The sequence below is a fragment of the Sphingomonas sp. SORGH_AS_0789 genome (assembly GCF_031453055.1).
Classification (GTDB): Bacteria; Pseudomonadota; Alphaproteobacteria; order Sphingomonadales; family Sphingomonadaceae; genus Sphingomonas.
In genome coordinates this window covers 1,019,807-1,044,336 of record NZ_JAVIYV010000001.1, presented here as the reverse complement: position 1 = coordinate 1,044,336, position 24,530 = coordinate 1,019,807, and the positions used below count along the sequence as shown (strand labels likewise).

General features: G+C 68.4%; 27 protein-coding genes and 1 tRNA gene. 9 read left to right on the top strand and 19 right to left on the bottom strand.

What is annotated here, in order from left to right:
* Window positions 1-9: 9 nt before the first annotated feature.
* The 5 genes from QE360_RS04805 to glmM all read right to left on the bottom strand — a co-directional run bounded on the left by QE360_RS04805 (window position 10) and on the right by glmM (window position 4,305).
* Entirely contained in the window at window positions 10-1,065 is a 1,056-nt protein-coding gene (locus QE360_RS04805; protein ID WP_309699707.1) for a 5-(carboxyamino)imidazole ribonucleotide synthase, read from the bottom strand.
* A gap of 4 nt (window positions 1,066-1,069) precedes the next feature.
* Window positions 1,070-1,549, bottom strand: a complete 480-nt coding sequence (purE, locus tag QE360_RS04800; RefSeq protein ID WP_309699705.1) for a 5-(carboxyamino)imidazole ribonucleotide mutase — start codon at window positions 1,547-1,549, stop codon at window positions 1,070-1,072.
* 447 nt (window positions 1,550-1,996) lie between these two features.
* On the bottom strand, window positions 1,997-2,683 hold the full coding sequence (gene gpmA, locus QE360_RS04795) for a 2,3-diphosphoglycerate-dependent phosphoglycerate mutase (RefSeq protein WP_309699703.1): 687 nt from the start codon (window positions 2,681-2,683) through the stop codon (window positions 1,997-1,999).
* A 57-nt stretch (window positions 2,684-2,740) separates the two neighbouring features.
* On the bottom strand, window positions 2,741-2,965 hold the full coding sequence (locus QE360_RS04790) for a DUF1272 domain-containing protein (protein WP_294238197.1): 225 nt from the start codon (window positions 2,963-2,965) through the stop codon (window positions 2,741-2,743).
* A complete protein-coding gene (glmM, locus tag QE360_RS04785; RefSeq protein WP_309699702.1) occupies window positions 2,965-4,305 on the bottom strand; it encodes a phosphoglucosamine mutase in 1,341 nt (446 codons plus the stop codon). The genes QE360_RS04790 and glmM overlap by 1 nt, the downstream gene beginning before the upstream one ends.
* A gap of 96 nt (window positions 4,306-4,401) precedes the next feature.
* Here glmM and QE360_RS04780 point away from each other — a divergent pair, with 96 nt between their 5' ends.
* On the top strand, window positions 4,402-5,646 hold the full coding sequence (locus QE360_RS04780; RefSeq protein WP_309699700.1) for a cation:dicarboxylate symporter family transporter: 1,245 nt from the start codon (window positions 4,402-4,404) through the stop codon (window positions 5,644-5,646).
* Window positions 5,643-6,635, top strand: a complete 993-nt coding sequence (locus tag QE360_RS04775; RefSeq protein WP_309699697.1) for an aldo/keto reductase — start codon at window positions 5,643-5,645, stop codon at window positions 6,633-6,635. Before QE360_RS04780 ends, QE360_RS04775 begins: the two co-directional genes overlap by 4 nt.
* Window positions 6,636-6,828: 193 nt before the next feature.
* On the opposite strand, the gene QE360_RS04770 is transcribed toward QE360_RS04775, so the two are convergent.
* Window positions 6,829-8,415, bottom strand: coding sequence for a peptide MFS transporter (locus tag QE360_RS04770; RefSeq protein WP_307102257.1), 1,587 nt, complete (start codon window positions 8,413-8,415; stop codon window positions 6,829-6,831).
* Between the two features lie 149 nt (window positions 8,416-8,564).
* On the opposite strand from QE360_RS04770, the gene QE360_RS04765 reads away from it, so the two are divergent.
* Window positions 8,565-9,143 carry a nitroreductase gene (locus QE360_RS04765; RefSeq protein ID WP_309704059.1) on the top strand — a complete coding sequence of 193 codons (579 nt, stop codon included), beginning with the start codon at window positions 8,565-8,567 and terminating at the stop codon, window positions 9,141-9,143.
* An 83-nt stretch (window positions 9,144-9,226) separates the two neighbouring features.
* Window positions 9,227-9,583: a GntR family transcriptional regulator gene (locus tag QE360_RS04760; RefSeq protein ID WP_309691671.1), complete on the top strand. Its 357-nt coding sequence runs from the start codon at window positions 9,227-9,229 to the stop codon at window positions 9,581-9,583.
* On the opposite strand, the gene QE360_RS04755 is transcribed toward QE360_RS04760, so the two are convergent.
* The 4 genes from QE360_RS04755 to cobS all read right to left on the bottom strand — a co-directional run bounded on the left by QE360_RS04755 (window position 9,564) and on the right by cobS (window position 14,196).
* A complete protein-coding gene (locus QE360_RS04755; RefSeq protein ID WP_309699695.1) occupies window positions 9,564-10,574 on the bottom strand; it encodes a PepSY-associated TM helix domain-containing protein in 1,011 nt (336 codons plus the stop codon). The genes QE360_RS04760 and QE360_RS04755 overlap by 20 nt on opposite strands.
* 543 nt (window positions 10,575-11,117) lie before the next feature.
* Entirely contained in the window at window positions 11,118-11,363 is a 246-nt protein-coding gene (locus QE360_RS04750; protein ID WP_309691674.1) for a ribbon-helix-helix domain-containing protein, read from the bottom strand.
* Window positions 11,360-13,183: a cobaltochelatase subunit CobT gene (cobT, locus tag QE360_RS04745; protein ID WP_309691676.1), complete on the bottom strand. Its 1,824-nt coding sequence runs from the start codon at window positions 13,181-13,183 to the stop codon at window positions 11,360-11,362. Before cobT ends, QE360_RS04750 begins: the two co-directional genes overlap by 4 nt.
* A 5-nt stretch (window positions 13,184-13,188) precedes the next feature.
* Window positions 13,189-14,196 (bottom strand): cobaltochelatase subunit CobS, encoded by a 1,008-nt coding sequence (gene cobS, locus QE360_RS04740; protein WP_307102269.1) that lies wholly within the window; start codon window positions 14,194-14,196, stop codon window positions 13,189-13,191.
* Between the two features lie 210 nt (window positions 14,197-14,406).
* Between cobS and QE360_RS04735 the strand changes: the two genes are divergently transcribed.
* Window positions 14,407-15,171 carry a VOC family protein gene (locus tag QE360_RS04735; protein ID WP_309699692.1) on the top strand — a complete coding sequence of 255 codons (765 nt, stop codon included), beginning with the start codon at window positions 14,407-14,409 and terminating at the stop codon, window positions 15,169-15,171.
* Between the two features lie 369 nt (window positions 15,172-15,540).
* On the opposite strand, the gene QE360_RS04730 is transcribed toward QE360_RS04735, so the two are convergent.
* The gene (locus QE360_RS04730; protein WP_307102273.1) at window positions 15,541-16,155 is read right to left on the bottom strand and encodes a J domain-containing protein; all 615 of its coding nucleotides are present in this window, start codon (window positions 16,153-16,155) and stop codon (window positions 15,541-15,543) included.
* 40 nt (window positions 16,156-16,195) lie between these two features.
* Here QE360_RS04730 and QE360_RS04725 point away from each other — a divergent pair, with 40 nt between their 5' ends.
* Genes QE360_RS04725 through QE360_RS04710 form a run of 4 tightly spaced genes read left to right on the top strand, consistent with a single transcriptional unit; the run spans window position 16,196 to window position 18,512 of the window.
* Window positions 16,196-16,480: a BolA family protein gene (locus tag QE360_RS04725; RefSeq protein WP_309699689.1), complete on the top strand. Its 285-nt coding sequence runs from the start codon at window positions 16,196-16,198 to the stop codon at window positions 16,478-16,480.
* 4 nt (window positions 16,481-16,484) lie between these two features.
* Window positions 16,485-17,177: a glutathione S-transferase gene (locus tag QE360_RS04720; protein WP_309699687.1), complete on the top strand. Its 693-nt coding sequence runs from the start codon at window positions 16,485-16,487 to the stop codon at window positions 17,175-17,177.
* Entirely contained in the window at window positions 17,174-17,620 is a 447-nt protein-coding gene (locus tag QE360_RS04715; protein WP_309699685.1) for an NUDIX domain-containing protein, read from the top strand. Before QE360_RS04720 ends, QE360_RS04715 begins: the two co-directional genes overlap by 4 nt.
* Window positions 17,613-18,512 carry a pirin family protein gene (locus QE360_RS04710; protein ID WP_309699683.1) on the top strand — a complete coding sequence of 300 codons (900 nt, stop codon included), beginning with the start codon at window positions 17,613-17,615 and terminating at the stop codon, window positions 18,510-18,512. The genes QE360_RS04715 and QE360_RS04710 overlap by 8 nt, the downstream gene beginning before the upstream one ends.
* 247 nt (window positions 18,513-18,759) lie before the next feature.
* Here the strand turns inward: QE360_RS04710 and QE360_RS04705 are convergent.
* The 8 genes from QE360_RS04705 to nusB form a co-directional block, all read right to left on the bottom strand.
* Window positions 18,760-18,835, bottom strand: a tRNA-Phe gene (locus tag QE360_RS04705).
* Window positions 18,836-18,866: 31 nt separating this feature from the next.
* A complete protein-coding gene (locus QE360_RS04700) occupies window positions 18,867-19,034 on the bottom strand; it encodes a DNA gyrase inhibitor YacG (RefSeq protein ID WP_307102281.1) in 168 nt (55 codons plus the stop codon).
* Window positions 19,031-19,981, bottom strand: coding sequence for a ribonuclease (locus QE360_RS04695; RefSeq protein ID WP_309699681.1), 951 nt, complete (start codon window positions 19,979-19,981; stop codon window positions 19,031-19,033). Before QE360_RS04695 ends, QE360_RS04700 begins: the two co-directional genes overlap by 4 nt.
* The gene (locus QE360_RS04690) at window positions 19,974-20,543 is read right to left on the bottom strand and encodes a nucleoside triphosphate pyrophosphatase (RefSeq protein WP_309699679.1); all 570 of its coding nucleotides are present in this window, start codon (window positions 20,541-20,543) and stop codon (window positions 19,974-19,976) included. The genes QE360_RS04695 and QE360_RS04690 overlap by 8 nt, the downstream gene beginning before the upstream one ends.
* A gap of 14 nt (window positions 20,544-20,557) precedes the next feature.
* Window positions 20,558-20,776 (bottom strand): translation initiation factor IF-1, encoded by a 219-nt coding sequence (gene infA / locus QE360_RS04685; RefSeq protein WP_007403889.1) that lies wholly within the window; start codon window positions 20,774-20,776, stop codon window positions 20,558-20,560.
* 159 nt (window positions 20,777-20,935) lie between these two features.
* Complete coding sequence (locus QE360_RS04680; protein WP_405052668.1) at window positions 20,936-22,885, bottom strand: alpha/beta hydrolase family protein; 1,950 nt, start codon at window positions 22,883-22,885, stop codon at window positions 20,936-20,938.
* 102 nt (window positions 22,886-22,987) lie between these two features.
* Window positions 22,988-23,893: a thiamine-phosphate kinase gene (gene thiL / locus QE360_RS04675; protein ID WP_309699674.1), complete on the bottom strand. Its 906-nt coding sequence runs from the start codon at window positions 23,891-23,893 to the stop codon at window positions 22,988-22,990.
* Between the two features lie 16 nt (window positions 23,894-23,909).
* Complete coding sequence (nusB, locus tag QE360_RS04670) at window positions 23,910-24,365, bottom strand: transcription antitermination factor NusB (protein WP_307102290.1); 456 nt, start codon at window positions 24,363-24,365, stop codon at window positions 23,910-23,912.
* Window positions 24,366-24,530: the final 165 nt, after the last annotated feature.

Genomic DNA, 24,530 nt, shown 5'->3' with positions numbered 1-24,530 from the left:
GACGCCCGCTCAGCGCGTCACGCGCGTGATATGCCCCATCTTGCGCCCCGGCCGCGACTCGGCCTTGCCATAGAGGTGGAGATGGGTGCCCTTTTCGGTGAACGCGCCGTCCCAGGCATCGTCGCCGATCAGATTCTCCATCTGCACCCACGCACCCGTCAGCGACGTGTCGCCCAGCGGCAGGCCGCAGATCGCGCGGATATGATTCTCGAACTGCGAGGTTTCGGCGCCCTCGATCGTCCAATGGCCCGAATTGTGGACGCGCGGGGCCATCTCGTTGAAGACGGGGCCGTTCTCGGTCGCGAAGAACTCGCAGGCCAGCACCCCGACATAGCCCAGCTGCTCGGCGATGCGGATGGCGAGCGCGGTCGCTTCCTCGGCCTGCGCCACGATCTCGGGCGGCGCGGGCAGGGTGGAGGTGCGCAGGATCGCGTCGCGGTGGATGTTATGCGGCGGGTCGTAGCGGACGGTCGTCCCGTCGGTCCCACGCGCCACCAGGATCGAGAATTCGTGGCTGAAATGGATGAACCCCTCCAGCACGGCGGGGCCGCCGATCGCTTCCCAGGCGGCGGGGGCATCGGCCATCTCGCGGATCAACGCCTGGCCCTTGCCGTCATAGCCGAAGCGCGTGGTCTTCAGGATCGCGGGACAGCCGATCCGCTCCAGCGCGGCGGTCAGGTCGGCGGCGCAGTTCACCGCCGCCCAGGGGGCGGGGCGGCCGCCGACCTTCTCGACGAAGCTCTTCTCGGCGATCCGGTCCTGCGCGACGCGCAGCGCGGCGGGTGCGGGATGGACGGGCAGCCGCTCGGCCAGCCATTCGACCGGCGTCACGTCGACATTCTCGAACTCATAGGTGACGACATCGCAGGCGGCGGCGAAGTCGGCGAGCACGACCGTATTGTGATAATCGGCGCGGGTCAGCGCGGACGCGGTCTGCGCCGCGACGCTTTCCTCGTCGGGGGCCAGCACATGGGTGCGATACCCCAGTTGCGCGGCCGCCACCGCCAGCATCCGGCCCAGCTGGCCGCCACCCAGAATCCCGATCGTCGAACCCGGCTTCAGCATCGGCTTACCCTTGTGGATCGTTGGCGACGCCGTCGGTCTGGCGTTGACGCCAGTCCTTCAGACGCTCGGCGAGGTCTTCGTCGGACAGCGACAGGATCGAGGCGGCCAGCAGGCCCGCATTGATCGCACCCGCCTTGCCGATGGCCAGCGTACCGACGGGGATGCCGCCGGGCATCTGGACGATCGACAGCAGGCTATCCATGCCCTTCAGCGCCTTGGACTCGACCGGCACGCCCAGCACGGGCAGATGGGTCATCGACGCGGCCATGCCGGGGAGGTGCGCCGCGCCGCCTGCGCCCGCGATGACGACCTTGATCCCGCGATCGGCGGCGGTGGTGGCGTAATCGTACAGACGCTGCGGCGTGCGGTGCGCGGAGACGACGCGGGTCTCATGCGCCACGCCCAGCGCCTCCAGCGTCTCGGCGGCATGCCGCATGGTTTCCCAGTCCGAAGTGGACCCCATGATGATCCCGACCGACGTCATATCCGCTGTTCCGCCTTAGCCCCTTTGGCCCCGTTGCCGGGGAAGCGGGCTGCCTAGCGGGACGGGGCGAGGGGGGCAAGTTTCCGTATGCGTTCGGGCATGGTGGCGGGTGATTTTGCCGGAGCGTGGGGGCGTGGGCTTCGACGTCGCTCAGCCTGAACGGAGGATGGAGTTTGGTTCGCGCGGAGACGCGGAGACGCGGAGGTGTCGGTATGGGCCGCCGCGTAGCCCTCCCTGTCGAACGGAAGACGATGGCAGGCTCCGATGGGAACAATAGACCTGCCGCGCGGACCAAATCTCCGCGCCTCCGCGCCTCCGCGCGAACAAAAATCTTCGTGTCTTCGCGGCTTCGCGTGAAATCAAATGGCTCACGCGAAGCCGCGATGGCGCGAAGAGGTCGGGGCGCGAGGCGATCGCACGTCAGACCGCCCCTCGTCTCCCGATCGCTTACCGCTCCGACAGATAATAACGGTCGGTCGGGGTCAGGTCGTCGGCCAGTTCATAGACGATCGGCTGCGCGGTCGGAATTTCCAGGCCGGTGATCTCGGCGTCGGGGATGTTCGACAGATGCTTGACCAGCGCGCGCAGCGAGTTGCCGTGCGCGGAGATCAGCACGCGGTTGCCGTCGCGCAGGGCAGGCGCGATGCGCTCTTCCCAATAGGGCAGAACGCGCGCGATCGTGTCCTTCAGGCTTTCGGTCTGCGGCACGTCGATGCCCGCATAGCGGCGGTCGCCCGACACGTCGAACTCGCCGCCCGCATCCGCCGGGGGCGGCGGCACGTCGAAGCTGCGGCGCCAGATCTTGACCTGCTCGTCGCCATGCTTGGCCGCCGTCTCCGCCTTGTCGAGGCCGGTCAGCCCGCCATAATGGCGCTCGTTCAGCCGCCAATGCTTCTCGGTCGGCAGCCAGAGGCGGCCCATCGTCTCCAGCGCCAGGTTCAGCGTCTTGATCGCGCGGGTCTGCAGGCTGGTGAAGGTCAGGTCGAAGTCGAGGCCCTTCTCGGCCATCATCGCACCCGCCGCCCGCGCCTCGGCGGCGCCCTGCGCGGTCACGTCGACATCCCACCAGCCGGTGAAGCGGTTCTCGAGATTCCAGGCGGACTGGCCGTGGCGGATCAGGACGAGCTGGGGCATGGAAACTCCTTCAATGTGATGATGCCCGCATAGAGCGGCGGGCACGCGGGGTCGAGGTCAGCCGCGAAAGCGGCCTTGCGTGGAGGCGGGATTGGCCTTCAGCACGCGGCCCATGCGGGTCGGCCGGTCGAGCAGCTCGCCGCCGCAATCGGGGCAGATCTCGTCCAGCTCGTCCGCGCATTCGGCGCAGAAGGTGGTTTCCAGCGAACAGATGAAGGCGCCACCCTGGCTGGGGGGCAGGTCCGCGCCGCAACGCTCGCAATCGGGACGCATCTCCAGCATCAGGCGGCCACCTCGCGCACCACGTCGCAGATACGGTCGACCAGGGTTTCGACCTGGCGCTTGTCCTCGCCCTCGGCCATCACGCGGATGACCGGTTCGGTGCCCGAGGGGCGGATGACCAGGCGGCCGCGCCCGGCCAGTTCGGCCTCGGCGGCGGCGATGACGCCCTGCACCTTTTCATGCTCCAGCGGCTTGCCGCCCGCGAAGCGGACATTCTTCAGGAGCTGGGGGAGGGGATCGAAACGGTGCAGCACCTCGCTGGCGGGTGCGCCCGCGCGCTTCAGCTCGGCCAGCACCTGGAGCGCGGCGACCAGCCCGTCGCCGGTGCGGGCATAGTCGGACAGGATGATATGCCCCGACTGCTCGCCGCCGACATTGTATCCGCGTGTCCGCATCGCCTCCAGCACATGGCGGTCGCCGACCTTGGTACGGATCAGGCCCAGCCCCTGCGCGGCCAGGTGCCGCTCCAGCCCCAGATTCGACATGACGGTGGCGACCAGGCCGCCGCCCGCCAGCCGCCCTTCGCGGGCATAGCTGGTTGCGATCATCGCCATCAGCTGGTCGCCATCGACCACCGCGCCGGTCTCGTCGACGATGATGAGGCGGTCGGCATCGCCGTCAAGGGCAATGCCGATATCCGCGCCGCTCGCGACCACCGTCTCGGCCAGGGTCTGCGGCGCGGTCGAGCCGACGCCGTCATTGATGTTGGTGCCATTGGGGGTCACGCCGATCGCGACCACGTCCGCGCCCAGTTCCCACAGGGCGGCGGGGGCGACCTTGTACGCCGCGCCGTTCGCGCAGTCGATCACGACCCGCAACCCGTCGAGGCGCAGGGCCTGCGGGAAGGTCGACTTGGCGAAGTGGATATAGCGCCCGGCGGCGTCGTCGACCCGGCGCGCGCGGCCGATCTTGCCCGAGGGGACCAGCGGGACATTCTGCTCGATCAGGCTCTCGATCGATTCCTCGGCCTCGTCGGACAGCTTGTAGCCATCGGGGCCGAACAGCTTGATGCCATTGTCGGCAAAGGGATTGTGGCTGGCCGAGATCATCACGCCGATATCGGCACGCATCGAATGGGTCAGCATCGCGACCGCAGGCGTGGGCAGCGGGCCGAGCATCACCACGTCCATGCCGACGCTGGTGAAGCCCGCGACCAGCGCCGATTCGAGCATATAGCCCGACAGGCGGGTGTCCTTGCCGATCACCACGCGGTGGCGGTGATCGCCGCGCTGGAAATAGGCACCGGCCGCCATGCCGACCTTCATCGCCATCTCGGCGGTCATCACCGCGCCGTTGGTCGCGCCGCGAATGCCATCAGTGCCGAAATATTTTCTTGCCATGCGGCCAAGTCCCTGCCGGATTAAGAGGAAACACCATGCGGTCGCGCCCCGTTTAGCGTGACCTTTCCAAAAGCTCAAAGGAACCGAGGGCCCTTCATGTCCCGTGCCACGCTGATCCTATTGTGTCTGGCCGCCGGTCTGTTGGTGGGGGTGGGGCTGGCGGCGGGCTCGCCCGGGGTGGCGCAAGCGGGTGTCGCGGTCGCGCGGCCGGTCGGCACGCTCTGGCTGAACGGGTTGCAGATGACGGTCATCCCGCTGGTCGTCACGCTGCTGATCACCGGCGTGACCGCCACCGCCGAGGCGGCGCAGGCCGGGCGGATCGCCGCGCGGGCGATCCTGACCTTCCTGATCCTGGTCACGCTGACCGCGACGATGGCCGCCGTCGTCACGCCCGCGCTGCTGCACGCGGTGCCGATCCCGCGCGACGCGGCGGAGGCGCTGAAGGCGGCGCTGGGCCATGCCGAGCCGGTCGCCGCCCCGCCGCCCATCGCCGAGTTCGTGACCGGCATCGTGCCGACCAACATCTTCGCGGCCGCCACCAACAATGCGCTGCTGTCGCTGATCCTGTTCACGCTGGCCTTCGCCTTTGCGATCACCCGGATCGAGGGCGAGGGGCGCGCGCTGCTGCTGCGTTTCTTCACCGCGATCCGCGACGCGATGCTGGTCCTGATCGGATGGGTGCTGTGGCTGGCGCCGTTGGGCGTGTTCGCGCTGGCCTTCGTCGTCGGGGCGAGCGCGGGCGGGGGCGCGTTCGGGGCGCTGGCCCATTATATCGCGATCATCGCCAGCATCGGGGTGATCGTCATGCTGATGGCTTACGGCGTGGCGATGCTGGGCGCGCGGGTGCCGCTGGCGCGCTTCGCCCGCGCGCTGGCCCCGGCGCAGGCGGTGGCGATCTCCACCCAATCCTCGCTCGCCAGCCTGCCCGCGATGGTCGAGGGGACGAAGGTGCTGCGCATCGCGCCGGGCACCGCCAGCCTGGTCCTGCCGATGGCGGTCGCGATGTTCCGCGCGACCCAGCCCGCGATGAACGTCGCGGTGGCGCTCTATATCGCCGACTGGTTCGGGATCGTGCCCGGCATGGCCTCGGTCGCGGCCGCCGTGGTCGTGGCGATCCTGTGCTCGCTGGGCTCGGCCAGCCTGCCGTCGCAGATCACCTTCTTCGCCTCGATCGCGCCGGTCTGCGTCGCGCTGGGGGTGCCCGCCGCGCCTTTGGGGCTGTTGATCGCGGTGGAGACGATTCCGGACATCTTCCGGACGCTCGGCAATGTCAGCATGGACCTTGCCGCCACCGCGACCGTTTCCCGAGCCAGCCGCACCATCGACGAGGACACCCCATGAAATACCGCACGCTCGGCCCCGAATTCGAGGTTTCCGCGCTGGGTCTCGGCTGCATGCCGATGGCCGGTGTCGGCCGGAACATGTACGGCCAGGCCGACGAGGCGGAGAGCATCGCGACCATCCACCGCGCGATCGAGTTGGGCGTGACCCTGTTCGACACCGCCGAAATCTATGGCCCGCTGGTCAATGAGGAACTGGTCGGCCGTGCCATTCGCGGCCAGCGCGACGCGGTGGTGATCGCGACCAAATTCGGTTTCCGCTATGACGAGAACGGCATGACGGGGGTCGATTCCACCCCCGCCAATGTCCAGCGCGCGTGCGAGGGCTCGCTCAGGCGGCTGGGGGTCGAGACGATCGACCTGTTCTACCAGCACCGGGTCGATCCCAATGTCCCCATCGAGGATACGATCGGCGCGATGGGGCGGCTGGTCGAACAGGGCAAGGTCCGGCGGCTGGGTCTGTCCGAGGCCGGCGCCGAGACGATCCGCCGCGCCGCCGCCGTCCACCCGATCGCGGCGGTCCAGTCGGAATATTCGCTGTGGGAACGCGATGTCGAGGCCGACATCCTGCCCGTGGTGCGCGAACTGGGCATCGGCTTCGTGCCGTACAGCCCCTTGGGGCGCGGTTTCCTGACCGGGCAGATCACCCGGCGCGAGGATCTGCCCGAGGACGATTATCGGCGGAACGATCCCCGTTATTCGGAGGAGAATTTCGACCGGAACATGGCACTGGTCGAGGTGGTGAAGTCCATCGCCGCCGCGCATGACGCGAGTGCCGCGCAGGTGGCGCTGGCATGGCTGCTGGCGCAGGGCGACGACATCGTGCCGATCCCCGGCTCCAAGCGGCGCGTGACGCTGGAGGATTCGATGAAGGCGGCCGAACTGACGCTCTCGGCCGGGGAGCTGGCGACGCTGGACGAAGCGGCTCCGCGGGGCGGCACGGCCGGGCCGCGTTATGGCGAGCGGGCGATGGCGATGACGCGGCTCTGAGCCGCTCGCCGGAGTAATACCCCCGAACCTCCGTTCAGGCTGAGCGAAGTCGAAGCCCACGCCCCGGCCTGTTCGCAGGCGTCATCCCGTGCACTTCGACTTCGCTCAGTGCGAACGGAGGTGGGGGTGATCGGAAGAGCAGGGGGGTAGGGAAAAAGGGGCGGCTGGGTCATTCCAAACCGCCCCATTTGGTTCACAGCGGCTTCTGCTCCAGCCGCGTATCGACGCCCGCCGCCGCCGGTTCGGCCAGTTCCTTGTCGCCCGCCAGTGCGGCATCGGCCTTCAGCAGGTCGAGGTGCATCAGCCTGGCGATGAAGGGCGACACGACCAGCACGACGACGCCGATCCCGATCGAGAACCAGCCGATCCGCGTATAGACGTCGAGCACCTTGTCCGGCCCCGCGCCCTCGCCGCCGGTCGCCTGCGCGATCAGCCCGGCGATGAAATTGCCCGCCGCCGTCGCGAGGAACCAGGTGCCCATCATCAGCCCGGTCATGCTGGGCAGCGACAGCCGCGTCATCGCCGACAGCCCGACCGGCGAGAAGCACAGCTCGGCCATGGTGTGGATCAGATAGACGAGGATGACGAAGATCACCGGCGTCGGCGCCCCGGCATATAGCGCGGCCCCCGCCACCAGGACGAGAAAGCCCGCGCCCACGCCGACCAGCCCGATGCCGAACTTGAACGGCGCGCTCGGCTCCCATCCCCGCTTGGCGAGCAGGGTCCAGACCGCCGCGAAGACCGGGGCCAGCAGGATGATGAAGATCGAGTTGACCGACTGGAAGGCCGAGGCCGGGATCGTCCAGCCTAGCAGGCTGCGATCGACCGAGCGGTCGGTATAGACGTTGAGCGAGGAGCCCGCCTGTTCGAACAGCGCCCAGAAGAGCGGGCACAGCGCGATCAGGAACAGCGCGGCCAGGATACGGTCGCGGTCGATTTTGCCCAGGGTGAACACCGCCCGCCACAGGATGAAGCCCACCGTGCCGATGCTGAACACGATCAGCAGCGTGCCGACCGCATCCTGGTGCCGGATCAGCTGCCACGTCACCAGCGTCGCCACGATCGCGCCCAGATAGATCAGCCATTCGCGCGACAGACCGGCCACGACCGGGGCGCGCAACGCGGGCAGCGAGGGCGCTTCACCCGCGCCATGGAGTTCGCGCTTCAGCCCGATAAAGGCGACCAGGCCCAGCAACATGCCGATGCCCGCCGCGCCGAAGCCATAGGCCCAGCCCACCGTCTCGCCCAGCACGCCGCACACGATCGGCCCCAGCGCGCCGCCGCCGTTGATCCCCATATAGAAGATCGAGAAGGCGGGATCGCGCCGCATGTCGTCGCGGGCATAGAGTTGCCCGACCAGCACCGAGATATTGGCCTTGAGGAACCCGGTGCCGATCACGATCGCGGCCAGCGCCAGGTAGAAGCCCTCCAGATAGACGCCTTGCGCGCCCTGCGGCCCTTCCATCACGGCGATCAGCAAATGGCCGAAGGCGATGAAGATACCGCCCGCCAGCACCGCGCGTCTGGCCCCCAGATAGCGGTCGGCCAGATAACCGCCGATCACCGGCGTGAAATAGACCAGCGACATATAGGCGGCGTAGATGCCGAAGGCCGGTTCGTCGGTGAACAGGAAATGCTTGGTCAGGTAGAAGACCAGGATAGCGCGCATCCCGTAGAAGGAAAAACGCTCCCACATTTCGGTGAAGAACAACAGGAACAGGCCTCGGGGATGCCCCAAAACCGTCTTGCCGCGCGCGGCGGCCTCATACGCAGTCGCCATGCCGGCGTTTACTCCATCGAAATCGCCCCGCGCGCCGGTCGGCACGCTGGGGCGTAATGGTTCGGTAACCTAGCGGCAAAGCCGCGACTGTAAATATCATGCGCGACGCCGTAAGGATCGAACCCATGAGCGATTCCTCCTCCGACATGGTGTTCAACGACCGTACGACCCCGCTTTCGCTGCTGGCGACGCGCCGCTCGGGCAAGCCGCGCGATCTGGTCGCGCCGGGGCCGGACGCCGCCCAGCTGGCCGAGATGCTGACCATCGCCGCGCGCACCCCGGACCACGGCAAGCTGGGGCCGTGGCGCTTCGTGATCGTGCCGACGGAGGCGCGCGGCCGACTGGCGGAGGTCATCACGACGGCGTACCGCGCCGAACGGCCCCAGGCGGGCGCGACCGAGATCGCCGCGCTGGACCAGTTCGCGCATCAGGCGCCGTCGCTGGTCGTCGTCCTGTCCTCTCCCCGCACCGAAAGCCACATCCCCTTGTGGGAACAGGAATTGTCGGCGGGGGCGGCGTGCATGAACCTGCTCCATGCCGCGCATGCCATGGGCTATGCCGGGGGCTGGCTGACCGGCTGGCCCGCCTTTTCCGATGCGGTGCGCGACGCGTTCGGCGCCGCGCCCGAGCGGATCGTCGGCTTCGTCTTCCTCGGCACGCCCGGCCGCCCGCTCGACGAACGGCCGCGCCCGGACATGGCGCGGATCGTGTCGACCTGGGGCGGATAGGCCGAGCCGCTGCCGCGACGATCGTGCAAACGTTGTCACCATAGCCCCTCGACTTTCCCGAGGCGTTGCTGTATTAACTTGGCATGACAGCTCTTAGCGGCGACGACAGCCCGGTTTACATCCGCCTGCGCGGGACGATCGCGGCGGGCATTCTCAACGGCACCTACCGGACCGGGGACCAGCTTCCCTCGGTCCGCGCGCTGGCGGCGGACCAGGGGGCGAACCCCCTGACGGTCGCCAAGGCCTATCAGAGCTTTCAGGACGACGGCTATGTCGAGGTGCGGCGCGGCGTCGGCATGTTCGTGATGCCGGGGGCCGCCGACCGGCTGCGCGCCGCCGAGCGCGAGAGCTTCCTGGCGGTGCAATGGCCGCGCATCCGCGACCATATCGACCTGCTCGGCCTGGACGCGACCGACCTGCTCAGCGTCGAGCGGGTCTGACCTTCGGACGCCGCGTCCAGGCGATCAGCCCGGTCGCTGCGGTTCCCAGCGCCAGCAGGCCGACCAGCACCGCCAGCGCGCGCCCGGCCCAGGACATGGCGCGACCATCATGCAGGCGGCGCGCCCAGGACAGCATCACCGGCGCGGCATGACCCGGCGCGGCGACCGCCCCGACGCTGTCATCGGCGACCTTGACGATGCCGGGCGCGGACCCCGCGAAATACAAGGTCCAGTCCGCCGAGCGTTCGGTCGGCCAGTCGATCGCCAGGAGCGACCCTCGTGACCAGCGCTGCGCGCTGGCGACCACCCGCGCGACGGGCAGGGCGGGGCGGGCGACCGGCGGCGCGGGGCGCGGCGCGGTGGCCGTATCGGACAAGGCGAGCGCGATGCCGCTGACGGTCATCGCCAGCACCGGGACCGCCGACCAGAATCCGACCCCCCGATGCCAGGCCCTGACGGCGTCGCCTCTCCGGGCAAACCGCCTGGCGGGCCGTTTGCGGGCCAGCGCTGCCCAGAACCCGCTCAGGCCGGTCAGGACGATGGCGATCCCGGCGATCCCCACGATCCATCGCCCCGCCGCCGCCAGGAACAGCCCGTCATGCAGGCGCCGGACCGCGCCGATCACCCCGCCGTCGCGCCAGCCGCTGGCGAGGATATGCGCGGTCGGCGGGTCGAGGAACAGCTGGCGCTGCGCACGGTCGCTCGCCCGGTCGAGCGTCACGACGACCGGCGTCGATCCCTCGCCGAGCGCCAGCGTGGCGATCCGCTCGCCGGGACGAAGGCGGCGAGACGCGGCGTCGCTATAGGCCTGTGCGGCGATCCGGGTTTCGCCACTGGTCCGGTATCGGTCCGGCGCGGCGATCCGATCGATCAGCGGCGCGCAGGCCAGGATCACGCCGGACAGCGCCAGCGCGACCGCGAACAGCCCGCTCACCAGCCCCAGCCAGCGATGGACCCGCAATCCCCGGTCGCGATGCGTAATGCCGGCCACACATACCCCGAAACAGACGGCGCGCCCTGCCGGAGCCGCGCGGCGGCGTCAATCGGGGAGGGGCGTCTTCCCCACCTCCGCTCAGGCGGAGCGACGTCGAAGCCCGCGCCCGGTCCTTTGCCTCAGGGGGCAACCGTCATCCCATGGCCTTCGACTTCGCTCAGGCTGAACGGAGGGAGGGGATGGGGGTGTTGTCGGTGTCGACAGCGATTAAGCCCTGATCATGCCAAGGGTTCGGGTGGCGTAGGTCCCTCCATCCGTTCAGGCTGAGCGAAGTCGAAGCCCACGCCCCGTCCTTCGCCCCGGGGGCAACCGTCATCCCATGGCCTTCGACTTCGCTCAGGCCGAACGGGGGGAGGGAATGGGGGCATGGTCTGTGTCGAAAGCGATCATGCTGCGGTCATGCCAAGGGTCCGGGTGGCATAAGTCCCTCCATCCGTTCAGGCTGAGCGAAGTCGAAGCCCACGCCCCGCCTTCCCCTCAAGGGCAATACTCATCCGTGGCGCGTCGACAACGCCCAGCTCCGCCGCTTCGCGAACCCGATCACCGCCGCAGGAACAGCCAGGACCGGATCGCGCTTGCCAGATTGGGGGGATCCTCCGCGCCGATCCTGAGCGCGTCGATCTCCGCCACCAGCGCGGACAGCGGCAGGGCATGCGCCACCGCCGCCTCTTCCAGCGCGGTCCAGAAGACCGGCTCCAGGCTGATCGAGGTCGCGTGGCCCGCGATCGTGATCGAGCGTTTGACCGGCCCGACGAAACCCTCCGCCGGGGGCGCGATCCGGCTCACGGGGTGTCGAACAGGCTGGCCAGCTGCTCGATGATCGTGCCGCCCAGCTGCTCGGCGTCCATGATCGTCACCGCGCGGGCGTAATAGCGGGTCACGTCATGGCCGATGCCGATCGCGACCAGCTCGACCGGGCTCTTGCTCTCGATCCAGCCGATCACCTGGCGCAGATGCCGCTCCAGATAGCTGCCCGAATTGACCGACAGCGTCGAGTCGTCGACCGGCGCGCCGTCGGAGATGACCATCAGGATGCGCCGCTCCTCGGGCCGCGCGACCAGGCGGCTGTGCGCCCACATCAGCGCCTCGCCGTCGATATTTTCCTTGAGCAGCCCCTCGCGCATCATCAGGCCGAGATTGTTGCGCGCGCGCCGCCACGGCTCGTCGGCTTGCTTGTAGACGATGTGGCGAATGTCGTTCAGCCGCCCCGGCTGCGGCGGACGCCCGGCGGCCAGCCAGGTCTCACGGCTCTGCCCGCCCTTCCACGCACGGGTGGTGAAGCCGAGAATCTCGGTCTTCACCCCGCACCGCTCCAGCGTGCGCGCGAGGATGTCGGCGGAGATGGCCGCGATGCCGATCGGCCGCCCGCGCATCGAGCCCGAATTGTCGATCAGCAGGGTGACGACGGTATCGCGGAAATCGGTGTCGCGCTCGATCTTGTAGGACAGCGACTGGCCGGGATTGACCACCACGCGCGCCAGCCGCGCCGCGTCGAGAATCCCCTCTTCCTGGTCGAAATCCCACGACCGCGACTGTTGCGCCATCAACCGGCGTTGCAGCCGGTTGGCCAGCTTCGACACCGCCGATTGCAGATGCGCCAGTTGCTGGTCCAGATAACCGCGAAGCCGCGCCAGCTCGTCGGCGTCGCACAGCTCGCCCGCCGCGATCACCTCGTCATATTGGGTGGTCCAGGGCTTATAGTCGAATTGCGACGCCAGATCGTTCATCGGGCGGTTGGGGCGGGTCGGCTGGCTGCCTTCGTCGCCATCCTCGCCGGGTTCGCCATCGAGATCGTCGAGCGAATCCTGGCTCTGCTCCTGCGATTCGCCGTCCTCGCTGTCCGAGTCGCGCTTCTCGGCGCGGGCTTCTACCTCGCCTTCGCCCTGGCCCTGTTCGTCGTCCTGATCGTCGCTTTCGTCCTCATTCTGCTGGTCCTCGCCCTCCTGGTCGTCGCCGCCCTCATCGGCCTGTTCGGGCTCGGCGGGGGGCTCGGCGAGTTCGAGGTCGGCGAGCATGCGCGCGGCCAGCGTCTGGAACCTCTTCTGATCGTCCATCGCGCCCGCCAGCGCGTCGAGATCGGTCGCCCCCTCCAGCCAGTCGCGGACCAGCGCCAGCGCGGGCGCCGTCTCGGCGGGCGAGGGGCGCCCCGTCATCCGCTCGCGCAGCAGCAGCCCCAGCGCGGTCGACAGCGGCACCTCGTCGCGGTTGCGCGCGCGCGTCATCGGATCGGAGCGCAGCCGCACGTCGAGCGCATGCGCCAGATTGTCGCCGATCCCGGCATAGCCCCGCGCACCCAGCGCCTCGATCCGTGCGGTTTCCACCGCGTCATAGACCGCGCGCGCCACCGCTTCGGTCGGCGCGGCGCGGGCATGGAGCGCGGTGTCGTGCAGCTTCAGCCGCAGCGCGAAGGCATCGGCAAAGCCGCGCGCCTCGGCCACCTGTTCGGGCGGCAGCGCGCGGCCGGGCATCGGCACGCGGATATGCTTGCCCGATTGCGCGGGCGCGTCGGCGGTGAAGGCCAGCTCCACCTCCGGCTCCTGCGCGATGGTGCGCGCCGTGCCGCCGAGGACCGCCTTGAACCGGTCGAGAGGGGTTTCGTTGCCCAAGGGAGTCAGGCCCGGCTGACGACGCTCTCGGGCAGGTCCTTGCCGAACACGCGCTGATAATATTCCGCAACCAGCGCGCGTTCGTTCTCGTCGCACTTGTTCAGGAACGACAGGCGGAAGGCAAAGCCCGGATCGTTGTTGAAGATCAGCGTGTTCTGCGCCCAGGTGATGACCGTGCGCGGGCTCATCACGGTCGAGATGTCGCCGTTGATGAAGCCCTTGCGGGTCATGTCGGCGACGCGGACCATGTTCTCGACCAGCTGCTTGCCCTCGGGCTTGTCATATTCGCCCGATTTGGCGAGCACGATCTGCGCCTCGGTCGCGGCGGGCAGATAGTTGAGCGTCACCACGATGTTCCAGCGGTCCATCTGGCCCTGGTTGATCTGCTGCGTGCCGTGATACAGGCCGCTGGTGTCGCCCAGGCCGATGGTGTTGGCGGTGGCGAACAGGCGGAACCACTTGCTGGGGCGGATGACGCGATTCTGGTCGAGCAGGGTCAGCTTGCCCTCGGTCTCCAGCACGCGCTGGATCACGAACATCACGTCGGGACGGCCCGCATCATATTCGTCGAAGACGAGCGCGGTCGGCGTCTGGAGTGCCCAGGGGAGCAGGCCCTCGCGGAACTCGGTCACCTGCTGCCCGTCCTTCAGGACGATGGCGTCGCGGCCGATCAGGTCGATACGGCTGATATGCGCGTCCAGGTTGATGCGGATGCACGGCCAGTTCAGGCGGGCGGCGACCTGTTCGATATGGCTCGACTTGCCGGTGCCGTGATAGCCCTGCACCATCACGCGGCGATTGTGCGCGAAACCGGCCAGGATCGCCAGCGTCGTGTCGGGATCGAACACATAGGCGGGATCGAGATCGGGGACGCGCTCATCGGCCTCGGAGAAGGCGGGCACCTCCATGTCGGTATCGATGCCGAACAGGTCGCGCACCGACACCATCTTGTCGGGTGCGTCGAGGATCGTCGTATCGCGGCTGTCGGGAAGCGTATTCGGGATGTTGGTCATCAGGCCCTCGTCTCGTCGCTCAACGCCTTAGGCCAAGCGCGGCTCCCTACTCAATGGCGGTGATCGCAGGAAGATGGCGGATCGGCCCGGTCGCGGCGATTGCGTCGGCGGGGCTTGGGCGTCATCGTCGGGGGAGCCGACGGGCCGCCGAATCGGCTCCGGGGAGCGTCATAACGCCCTGAGAGATCGGCAATAAGATGGGGTGGGGTGATGGCGAATTTCATCTGGTACGAATTGCTGACCGACGATGCGGCGGCGGCGCAGGCCTTTTATGCGGGCGTGATCGGATGGCAGGTGGGCGACAGCGGCATTGCCGACCTGGATTACCGAATCTTCGCCACGACCGAGGGCGAGGCGATCGGCGGCTTGATGCAGCGGCCGCCGGGGGCGGCGGGCAAGCCGGTCTGGCTGGGCTATCTGCCGGTCGTGGATGTCGACGAGTCGCTGGCCACCATCGTCGAGGATGGCGGATCGGTGCTGATGCCCGCCTGGACCATGGCGGGCGTCGGGCGGCTGGCACTGGTCGCCGATCCGCTGGGCGCGCCCTTCTATATCATGGCGGCGGAGGAGCAGCGCCCGTCGCGCGCCTTTGTCGAGCATGGCACCGGCCCCGCAACCGGGCATGTCGTGTGGAACGAGCGGATCGCCAGCGACCCCGACCGGGCGCTCGCCTTTTTCCAGCGGCATTTCGGCTGGGCCCATCGCGGCGGGATGCCGATGGGCGAGCTGGGCGAATATCGCTTCCTGGCCGATGGGCCGGTGGTGCTGGGCGCGTTGATGGGGTGCCCACCGGGGGGCGTGCCGGGATGGCATTTCTACTTTGCGGTGGACGATATCGATGCCGCGGCGGCGCGCGTGACCGAGCATGGTGGCACGATCGCGTTCGGGCCGATGGAGATTCCCGGCGGCGATTATTCGCTGTCGGCGCTGGACCCGCAGGGCGCGCGATTCGGGTTGGTCGGGCCGCGAAAGTAACTGGGGCGAATCCTTTCCTTCCCTCGCCCCTCGCAGAGGGGAGAGGGTTGCGCAGACTTGGCCTTTGCGAGAGCAAAGACTTAGTCGGAGCTGGGTGAGGGGTGGGCGCTCGCGAAGCGAGCGCGCGAGCCTTTGGGCTCGCTCAACCCCTCACCCAAGCTGCGCTAGCCAGCAGGCTGGCAAGCTTCGCTAACCCTCTCCCCTGTCCAGGGGAGAGGGGAAGAAGAAGTCCTGAATCGCGATCGGCCCCTTATTCCTCCCCTGCAAGGGGAGGTGGCAGGCCGCAGGCCTGACGGAGGGGTGTCCCGCTATCGAAAGCTTCACCCGCTTCGCTGGTCCCCTTCCCTTTACAGAGGAGAAATAAGGGGTTCAGGCGAACGCCGGGGCCTGGCGCAACTGCTGATAGGCCGCGATCACCTTTTGCAGCCGTCCCTCATGGCTCCGGTCGCCGCCATTGCGGTCGGGGTGATAGCGTCGCACCAGTTCGCTATAGCGGCGGCGCAGCGCGCTGCGATCCGCATTCGCCTCCAGCCCCAGTACTTTCAGGCTTTCGCGATCCTGCCCCGACAGCGGCTTGCCGTCGCTGCGCTCGGGTGCGGCCTCGCGGCGATAGCGCGCGGCGATGGCGTCGAGCGGGTCGGAGAAATCGGCCCAGCGCGGCCCCGGATCAGTGCCGCCTTGCGCAAAGGCGCGCGTCTCGCGCTCCCAGCCCGCATAGGGGCGTTGCGCGCGGTGAATCTCGTCGGCGCTCATGCCCTCGAAAAAATTGTACCGGCTGTTGAACGCGCGGACATGCTCCAGGCAGAACCAGCGGAACTGCCCCGGCCCGTCGCCGCTGCGCGTGCCCTCGGGCGGGGGCGCGCGAAACTCGCCCGCTTCGGCGCAACCGGCATGGTCGCAGGCGCGGCCGGTATTTTCGACCCGGCCGTGAAACCGCGCGCCGGGTTTGTCCTTGGAGGTATCGCTGCTCGACCGACGTACCACGGCTATCCGCTTGTCCCGAAAAACCGTCTATATAGGGGCCATGACCGATATCACCACCGCTCCTGTCGCCGACCAGATCACCGCCCGCCTGACGCAGGCGCTGGCCCCCACCCATTTGGAGGTCATCAACGAAAGCGCGATGCACCGGGGCCATCTGGGCGATGACGGCACCGGCGAGAGCCATTTTCGCGTCGTCGTCGAATCGCCCCTGTTCGCCGGGGAGTCGCGCGTCGCCCGCCAGCGCCGGGTGAACCACGCGCTAGCCGATCTGTTGTCCGAGCGTATCCATGCGCTGGCGATCAGCGCGAAGGCGCCCGGAGAATAAGCCCATGCCCTATGACCTGTGGTACTGGCCCGGCCTGCCGGGACGCGGCGAGTTCGTCCGGCTGGTGCTGGAGGCCGCAGGTCTGCCCTATCGCGACCGGGGCGTGGAGGAGGGCGCGGAGGCGCTGCTTGCCGATATGCGCAAGGGCAGCCGCCTGCCATTCGCGCCGCCCTATCTGCGCGCCGGGGGACAGGCGATCGCGCAGGTCGCCAACATCCTCCACTGGCTGACCGAGCGGCACGACTTGGCGCCCGCGCCCGAGCGTGTCTGGCTCCACCAGCTGCAACTGACGATCAGCGACATGGTCGCCGAGGTGCACAACGTCCATCACCCGGTCGCGGCCGGCGCCTATTATCACGAGCAGAAGCCCGAGGCCGCGCGCGCCGCCGTGCAGTTTCGGGGCGAGCGGCTCCCCAAATTCCTTGGCTATTTCGAGGATGCGCTCGAGGACCGCGACTGGATGGCGGGCGGACGCTGGTCGCCGGTCGACACCTCGCTGTTCCAGCTGGTCGCGGGCCTGCGCTACATGTTCCCGAAACGGATGGCGGCGGTCGAAGGCGACTATCCCGCGCTGATCGGCTTGCACGACCGTGTGAAGACCCTGCCCGGCATCGCCGCCTATCTGGACAGCGAGCGGCGACAGGCGTTCAATGAAGACGGAATCTTCCGCCATTATCCGGAGCTTGATGCCGAATGACCCGCTTGCCCCGTCCCGCCGCGCGCATCCTCCTGGTGGATGGGGCGGGCCGGACGCTGATGTTCCGCTTCACCCCCGGCGATCGCCCGCCCTTCTGGTGCACGCCGGGCGGCGCGGTCGATCCGGGCGAGAGCTATGAGGACGCCGCGCGCCGCGAGCTGCTGGAGGAAACCGGGCTCGACCGCGATTGCGGGCCGCAGGTCGCGCGGCGGCAGGTCGCGTTCCGCACCATCGAGGGGGTCGAGGTGGATGCCGACGAACGCTATTTCCGCGTCGACATCGACGCGCATGAGGTGACGGGCGCGGGCCATACCGCGCTCGAACAGCGGGTCATGCAGAGCTGGCGCTGGTTCACCCGCGACGAACTGGCCGCGCACGCCGAACCCTATTTCCCGACCGACCTGATCGAGCTGCTCGACGCCACGGAGGCGACCCATGTTTGACGATTTCCTGCTGCGCACGCTGCAACCGTCCACCCACGACCTGGGCGGGTTCAAGGTGCACCGGACGCTGCCCAACAAGGAGCGGACGATGGTCGGCCCCTTCCTGTTCTTCGACCAGATGGGCCCGGCGCAGCTGGCGCCCGGATCGGGGATCGACGTGCGGCCGCATCCGCATATCAACCTGTCGACCGTGACCTATCTGTTCGACGGAGCGCTGGGGCACCGCGATTCGCTGGGCACCGACCTGGTGATCGAGCCGGGGGCGGTGAACCTGATGACCGCCGGACACGGCATCGTCCATTCCGAACGCTCGCCCGGCGAGACGCGGCCGCAGGGGCCGATCCTGTCGGGCATCCAGACCTGGCTGGCGCTGCCCGAAGCGCAGGAGGAGATCGACCCCGCCTTCGAGCATATCGGGGCCGAGGCGCTGCCGGTGATCGCGGGGCAGGGGGCGACCGCGCGGGTCATCATGGGCGAGCTGTGGGGACAGCGTGCGCCGACGACCACCTATGCGGGCACCATCTATGCCGACATCGCGCTGGAGCCGGGCGGAAGCGTGCCCATCGATGCGTCGGCCGAGGAGCGCGCCGTCTATTGCGCGCTGGGCGAGGCGAGCCTGGAGGGGATGCCGCTGGAGCCGCAACGGCTGTACATCCTGAAGCCGGGGATCGCGGCGACGCTGCGGTCCGGATCGGGCGGGCGGGTGATGTTGTGCGGCGGCGATGCCTTCACCACGCCGCGCCATGTGTGGTGGAACTTCGTCTCCTCACGCCGCGAGCGGATCGAGGAGGCCAAGCGGGCCTGGCGCGCGCGGGAGTTTCCGACCGTGCCGGGGGATGATGCCGAGCGGATCGAGATTCCGGAGATTCCGAAGACCGTCAGCTATCCGTGAGGGGGGAGAGTCGCGGGCTGCCCACTCGGTGAGGCTCCTTGCCCTCCCCCAGCCCCTCCCGCCTGCGGGAGGGGAGTGGTGTTGGCATGGCCTTCGACTTCGCTCAGGCTGAACGGGGCGTAGGATCAGGTCCTATTTACAAACATCCGTTCAGCCTGAGCGAAGTCGAAGGCCATGGGTCAACGCCAACCACACGAAAACAGCCCGCAAGAGGCGAACCGTCAAAACACCATCGATGTCAGAAAAATGGTGCCCAAGGGCGGGATCGAACCACCGACACTGCGATTTTCAGTCGCATGCTCTACCAACTGAGCTACTTGGGCCCACACCGCGATTGCGATTGGAGGCGTGCCTTTACGGGTGGCTTTGCCCCGTGTCCAGCCCCTCTTCGTCATTTTCTTTGACCGGAATGCGATAACCCTCGCCCAGCCATTGCAGCAGGTCGCGGTCCTTGCATCCGCGCGAGCAGAAGGGGGCGTGGTCGGCGGCGGTCGGCTTGTCGCAGATGGGGCAGGTGGTCATGCGCGTTCCAGTTGCAGCGGGCGACCCGTGCGGCGCGCGCATTCGTCGCGCCAGTCGGGCTGGGCCATCAATCGATCGTAAAGGGGGCCGGGGAGCCGGTGGACCATCGCCGGGCCGGGCGGCTCGCGCTCCCATTGGCGCAGGATTGCGCGGGCGCGGGCGCCGACGGGGTCGATCCCCAGCCGCTCGGGGATCGAGGCACGCGGGCGCGGGCGCACGATCTGGAGGAAGCCGAAACCGTTGACCGCCGTCCGCTCGAAGGGAAGGGGGAGCGCCGCATCCAGCGCCTCCGCCACCGCCTGGCGCGGCGCCTTGCCCTCCAGCGTCGGAAAGTCGATCCCGATCGACCCGCCAATGCCGTGGCGCAGGATCGCCCCGGCCACCGCACGCGCCGCCGCGATCGCCAGCGGCTCATGCGGGGGCGAGCCGTCGACATCGAACAGCGTCATCGCCGGGGTCGGCGTCATCCGCAGCACGCCCGCGCCAAAGCCGATCTCCCCCGTCACCGCCTCGTCGAGCAGTTCGGACCAGCCCGCCGCTTCCAGAGCGTCCGCCTGATGCGCGCGCAATTCGCGGACCGGCAGGCCGGTGGCGGCGATGCGGGCGCGCAGATCGGGGCCGGGGGCGGGCGTCGCGTCGTCGGGGGCCTGTTGCGCCTTGGGCAGCTTGGCGCGGCCGCGCTCGGGTATGGCTTCGCGGGTGACGATGACGGTCAGCGCGGAGCCTTGCGTCATCCCCTTGGGCACCGGCGACAGCAGCACCTCGCCGCCGCCCGCCAGCGTCACCCGGCCCTGTCGACCGGGGAGCAGTTCGACCAGCCGCCCTTCGGCCACCGTGCCGACGGTCAGCGTGGCGGTCGGCTCGATTGCGGCCTGGACGATCCGGCCATCCGCAACCAGCGCGGCGCGCGCCTCGCCGATCCCGGCCTCATAGAGCCATTCAGACAAGCGGCAGCCCGGCGGCTTTCAACAGGGCGCGGGTCTCGAACAGTGGCAGGCCGATCACGCCCGAATGCGACCCTTGCAGGAAGCGGACGAACGCCTCGGCACGGCCCTGGATGGCATAGCCTCCGGCCTTGCCCAGCCCTTCGCCGCACGCGACATAGGCGTCGATCTCGTCCTCGGAGAGCGGCTTGAACGCGACGATGGTGTCGGCCAGCCGGGTGCGCGCCTTGCCGGTGGCATCGATCACGCACACCGCCGACAGCGCATGGTGCCGCCGTCCGGACATCAGGCGCAGCAGCTTGCGCTGAACGTCTTGCGTCTCGGCGGGGGGCAGGATGCGGCGGCCCAGCGCGATGGTGGTGTCGCCCGCGACGACGATCTCGCCCTCGGCACGCTCGACGGCCTGCGCCTTTTCCACCGCCAGCCGCAGCGCATAGACACGGGGAAGCTCGGCGGGGCGCGGCGCTTCGTCGATATCGGGGGAGGCGACTCGGTCGGGCACGACTCCCAGCCGCGCCAGCAGATCGCGGCGGCGCGGGGAGGAGGATGCAAGGACGAGCGGCATGTGGGGCCGGTCGCTCACTTGAAGCGGTAGGTGATCCGGCCCTTGGTCAGGTCGTACGGCGTCAGCTCGACGAGCACTTCGTCGCCGACCAGCACGCGGATGCGGTTCTTGCGCATCTTGCCTGCCGTATGCCCCAGGATCTCGTGATCATTCTCGAGCTGGACGCGGAACATCGCGTTGGGGAGGAGTTCCACCACGCGGCCGCGCATCTCGAGCAGTTCTTCCTTGGCCAAAAAATACCTCGGTTCGTCGTGTTATAGGGTATGTCGAAGAGGCGCCGCCATAGCCGCAATGGCCCCAAAAGGAAAGGCGCGCCGAATCCACCTAGGATATGGGGTTGCGGGACGCCTTCGACAAGGTGGAGGCGGCACCCCGCAACCGCGAGGGAACGGTCAGGCCGGGTTATGCTTGGCCAGGAAGGCGGCCATGGCTTTCAGGAATTCCAGCCGGTCTTCGGCGCGGGTGAAGTGGTGGTCGGCCAGCGGTTGTTCGATATAGTTGACCGGCTTGCCCGCCGCCTTCAGCGCCGCCACCATCATCCGCGACTGGTTGACGGGCACGCGCTTGTCCGCCTTGCCGTGCACGATCAACAGCGGGATCGTCATGTCGGCGGCGCCGAAACGCGGCGACACCGCGTGATAGTCGGGCGCCTGTTTCTGCAGCCAGTCGGCGCGCGTCTTGCTGAACAGGAAGCGCGAGTCGTAGCGCTTCATCGCCTGAAGGTCGGAGACGCCCGCATAGGAGATGGCGCAGCGATACAGCGCTCCGTCGCGTTGTGCCGCGCGCATGGCCGCATAACCGCCATAGGAGGCGCCGACCATGCAGACCCGCTTGGGGTCGGCAATGCCTTCCTTGGCGAGATAGGTGACCGCGTCGTTGAGGTCGTCCTGCATCTTCAGGCCCCATTCGCCTTCTCCCTTGCGGGCAAAGGCGGTGCCATAGCCGGAGGAGCCGCGATAATTGGGCTGGATCACGGCATAGCCCAGCTCCGCCAGATACTGGGTCCACCAGTCCCAGCTTTCCGAATCGCGGGCGAACGGCCCGCCATGGGGCAGCACGATCAGCGGCAGGTTCCGGTCCGGCTTGCCACGCGGCAACGTCAGTATCGCCTCGATCGACGTGCCGTCGCGCGCGCTATAGCGGACGCTGCGCACCGGGGAGAGGCGCCGCCCGCGCAACTGCGCATTGTTCCAGGTCAGGAACTGCATGGTCCCGTAATCGATATCCCAATAATAGAGCGCGCCCGCCTGGGACGCGCCGCCGACTTCGACCAGGAAGCGGTTCCGCACCTTGTCCCAGGAGGTGATCTCGGCGCGACGCGGCGCGACGGCCTTGTCGATCAGGCCCTGCAATTCCTTGATCCGCGGATCGGTCCAGGCATCGTGATAGGATTGGTCGGTATAGCGGATGGCGGAAATGTCGTTGCCCGCTTCGTTGCCGATGACCCCGTCAATGTCATAGCCGGTGACGCTGCTGAGCTTGCGGCCCAGCTTCAGGTCGGGAAGCGTGACTTCGTAGAGCGCGTCATAGCCGTCGCTGTCATCGATCGCGAGTGCGGTGCCGTCGGCGCGGAAGATGCGCGGAATCAACACCGATTCGTCCTTGCGGCCATTGGCGCGCGCGATGGTGTGGAACGATTCGGCATTGGACCGGCGATAGAGGACGCTCTTCTGCCGGGTATCGTCGCTATAGCGGACGCCCATGCGCAACTGGCCGTCACCATCGGCATACCAGTCCCACACATCGGTCTGGCCGGAGGCAATCCGCTTGACCCGCCCGGTCGCGACATCCGCCTCGTACACCGAGGGATAGACGTCCTGCATCTCGTAGATGCCGGTCTGCTTGGCGAACAGGATGCGGGTGCTGCCATCGCGTGCGGTCCACAGCAGTTCGTCGGCGCGGAAGCCCGAATTCTCCCAATCGATCCGCACCATCTTGGTCATGTCGGCGCGGATGCCGATCAGGCGGGTGACATAATAATCCTCGCCCCGGATCGTGTCCTGGCTGCCCAGCCCGACGACCAGCCATTCGTCATTGACCCAGCGCCACCAATTCACGTCGACCTTGTCGCTGAGCGCGGCCAGCGCGGGCTTGCCCTGTCCCTTGATCAGCGGGGCGACCATCAGATATTGCTTGCCGTCGATCGCGCGCTTGGCGGCGATGCGGGTGCCGTCGGGCGACAAGGCCGGGCTATCGAATTCGGGCAGCGCGGCAAAGGCCTCGACCGGGACGGGCGCGGCGGCCGCCGACGGACTGGCGGCCATGGGCGGCGGGGCGGCCTGTTCCTGAGTCATCGCGGTCAGGCTCATCAGGGCAAGCGCCATCACCGACGCGCCCAGCATCCTCGTCACACCCGTCGTCACGCTATCCCCCCTTGTCCGGGCGATCTCCCCATGCCCGGATGATGCAGGTTAGCAGCGGGCGATCGGCGTGGAAAAGGAAATTCAGCGCGAGGGCGCGTGCTCGAAACCAAGCCGTGCGGGCAGGGGAACCGGGCCGCCAGCGTCGAACAGGCACAGTCCTTCGCCCGGATCGAACTGGCCGACCCGCGTTGCCGTGACGGGGGGCGGGGTGTCGGGGGGCAGGGCGAAGAGGAGTTCGTAATCGTCGCCCGCGGTCGCTGCGGCCAGCCGGGCGGCGCGATCCTCGCCGCCATGGCTGCGCGCCTCGGCGGAGAGCGGAACCGAGTCGAGGTCGATCGCCACCGCCAGCCCGCTCGCGCCCGCCATGCGCATCGCGTCGATCAGCAGGCCGTCCGACACGTCCATCATGGCATGAACCACGGGGCCCAGCGTGCGGCCTTCGGTCAGGCGCGGGACGGGGCGGCGATAGGCGTCGCGCAGGATCGTGGGGCCATCGCCCTTCATCGCGATCGCGAGGCCCAGTCCGGCATCGCCGATCGTCCCGGTGACCCACAGGCCGTCCCCCGCCTTGGCCCCGTCGCGCGACGGGGCGGCGGCGTCGCGGCCGAAGGCGGTCAGCGTCAGTGTGCGGGGCCCGCGCATCGTCACCGTGTCGCCGCCGATCAGCCGGGCCCGGAACCGGGTCAGCACGGCGTCGAGCCCGGCGAGGAACGCGCGGTCCCAGGCGGCGTCGCCCAGCGGATAGTTGAGCAGGACGCCCTCGACCAGCGCGCCCTTGGCGGCGAGGTCGGACAGGTTGGTCGCGACCAGCTTCCACGCCACATCGGCGGGCGGGTCATGGGGCAGGAAATGCACCCCCTCGACCAGCGTATCGGTGGTGACAACCAGCGGCGCGGCGGTCAGCACCGCGCTGTCGTCGATCAGCCCGCGCGCGCCGGGATGCAGCGGCATCCGGCGCAACGCGGCGATGAACTCCGCCTCGGTCATCGGGGCGGTCGGGGCTTCAGGCCCGTGCGACCTTGGCGATCGCGTCGAGCAGGCCGTTGACGAAGCCCGATTCGCGCTTTTCATAAAAAGCGTGGGCGACGTCGACATATTCGCTGATGACCGCGCCGACCGGCACGTCGTGCCGCGCGAGCAGTTCATAGGTCCCGGCGCGCAGGATCGCCTTCATCGGCTTGTCGAGCCGGTTCAGCGACCAGCCCTTGGCCAGCTTGTCCTCGATCGCCCGGTCGATCTCGCCCAGGCGGGCATGCACGCCCTTCACGATGTCGTCGAAGAAATCGATGTCGGCATCGGCATATTCGACATCCTCGATGGTCGCGCCGATGCGGTGATTGTGGAATTCGTGGAGCAGCGTGGCCAGCGGCGTCTGTTCCATGTCATGCTGGTAAAGCGCCTGAACGGCGGCAAGGCGCGCGGCGGCGCGCGCCTGGGTACGGGCGGTGGGACGAGTCATTGGCGGGCCTTTACCGGGCTGTCGCCAATTCGTCACGTATTTTGGGAGAGGCTGGGTGGGACGGGTGCGGGGCGTGGCCTTCGACTTCGCTCAGGCTGAACGGAGGTTCGGGAGCTGGGCTGGATACCAAACCCCGCTCGGCCTGAGCGAAGTCGAAGGCCAAAG

Bases quoted from the DNA above. Each gene is read 5' to 3' on its own strand.
- QE360_RS04720 (WP_309699687.1), top strand. From the start codon at position 16,485: ATGCCCTATGACCTGTGGTACTGGCCCGGCCTGCCGGGACGCGGCGAG.
- cobS (WP_307102269.1), bottom strand. From the start codon at position 14,196: ATGACCAACATCCCGAATACGCTTCCCGACAGCCGCGATACGACGATC.
- QE360_RS04760 (WP_309691671.1), top strand. From the start codon at position 9,227: ATGACAGCTCTTAGCGGCGACGACAGCCCGGTTTACATCCGCCTGCGC.
- glmM (WP_309699702.1), bottom strand. From the start codon at position 4,305: ATGGCAAGAAAATATTTCGGCACTGATGGCATTCGCGGCGCGACCAAC.
- QE360_RS04790 (WP_294238197.1), bottom strand. From the start codon at position 2,965: ATGCTGGAGATGCGTCCCGATTGCGAGCGTTGCGGCGCGGACCTGCCC.
- QE360_RS04805 (WP_309699707.1), bottom strand. From the start codon at position 1,065: ATGCTGAAGCCGGGTTCGACGATCGGGATTCTGGGTGGCGGCCAGCTG.
- QE360_RS04725 (WP_309699689.1), top strand. From the start codon at position 16,196: ATGACCGATATCACCACCGCTCCTGTCGCCGACCAGATCACCGCCCGC.
- QE360_RS04710 (WP_309699683.1), top strand. From the start codon at position 17,613: ATGTTTGACGATTTCCTGCTGCGCACGCTGCAACCGTCCACCCACGAC.
- QE360_RS04690 (WP_309699679.1), bottom strand. From the start codon at position 20,543: ATGCCGCTCGTCCTTGCATCCTCCTCCCCGCGCCGCCGCGATCTGCTG.
- QE360_RS04715 (WP_309699685.1), top strand. From the start codon at position 17,174: ATGACCCGCTTGCCCCGTCCCGCCGCGCGCATCCTCCTGGTGGATGGG.
- QE360_RS04780 (WP_309699700.1), top strand. From the start codon at position 4,402: ATGTCCCGTGCCACGCTGATCCTATTGTGTCTGGCCGCCGGTCTGTTG.
- QE360_RS04700 (WP_307102281.1), bottom strand. From the start codon at position 19,034: ATGACCACCTGCCCCATCTGCGACAAGCCGACCGCCGCCGACCACGCC.
- gpmA (WP_309699703.1), bottom strand. From the start codon at position 2,683: ATGCCCCAGCTCGTCCTGATCCGCCACGGCCAGTCCGCCTGGAATCTC.
- nusB (WP_307102290.1), bottom strand. From the start codon at position 24,365: ATGACTCGTCCCACCGCCCGTACCCAGGCGCGCGCCGCCGCGCGCCTT.
- purE (WP_309699705.1), bottom strand. From the start codon at position 1,549: ATGACGTCGGTCGGGATCATCATGGGGTCCACTTCGGACTGGGAAACC.
- QE360_RS04770 (WP_307102257.1), bottom strand. From the start codon at position 8,415: ATGGCGACTGCGTATGAGGCCGCCGCGCGCGGCAAGACGGTTTTGGGG.
- QE360_RS04680 (WP_405052668.1), bottom strand. From the start codon at position 22,885: ATGCTGGGCGCGTCGGTGATGGCGCTTGCCCTGATGAGCCTGACCGCG.
- QE360_RS04735 (WP_309699692.1), top strand. From the start codon at position 14,407: ATGGCGAATTTCATCTGGTACGAATTGCTGACCGACGATGCGGCGGCG.
- QE360_RS04775 (WP_309699697.1), top strand. From the start codon at position 5,643: ATGAAATACCGCACGCTCGGCCCCGAATTCGAGGTTTCCGCGCTGGGT.
- thiL (WP_309699674.1), bottom strand. From the start codon at position 23,893: ATGACCGAGGCGGAGTTCATCGCCGCGTTGCGCCGGATGCCGCTGCAT.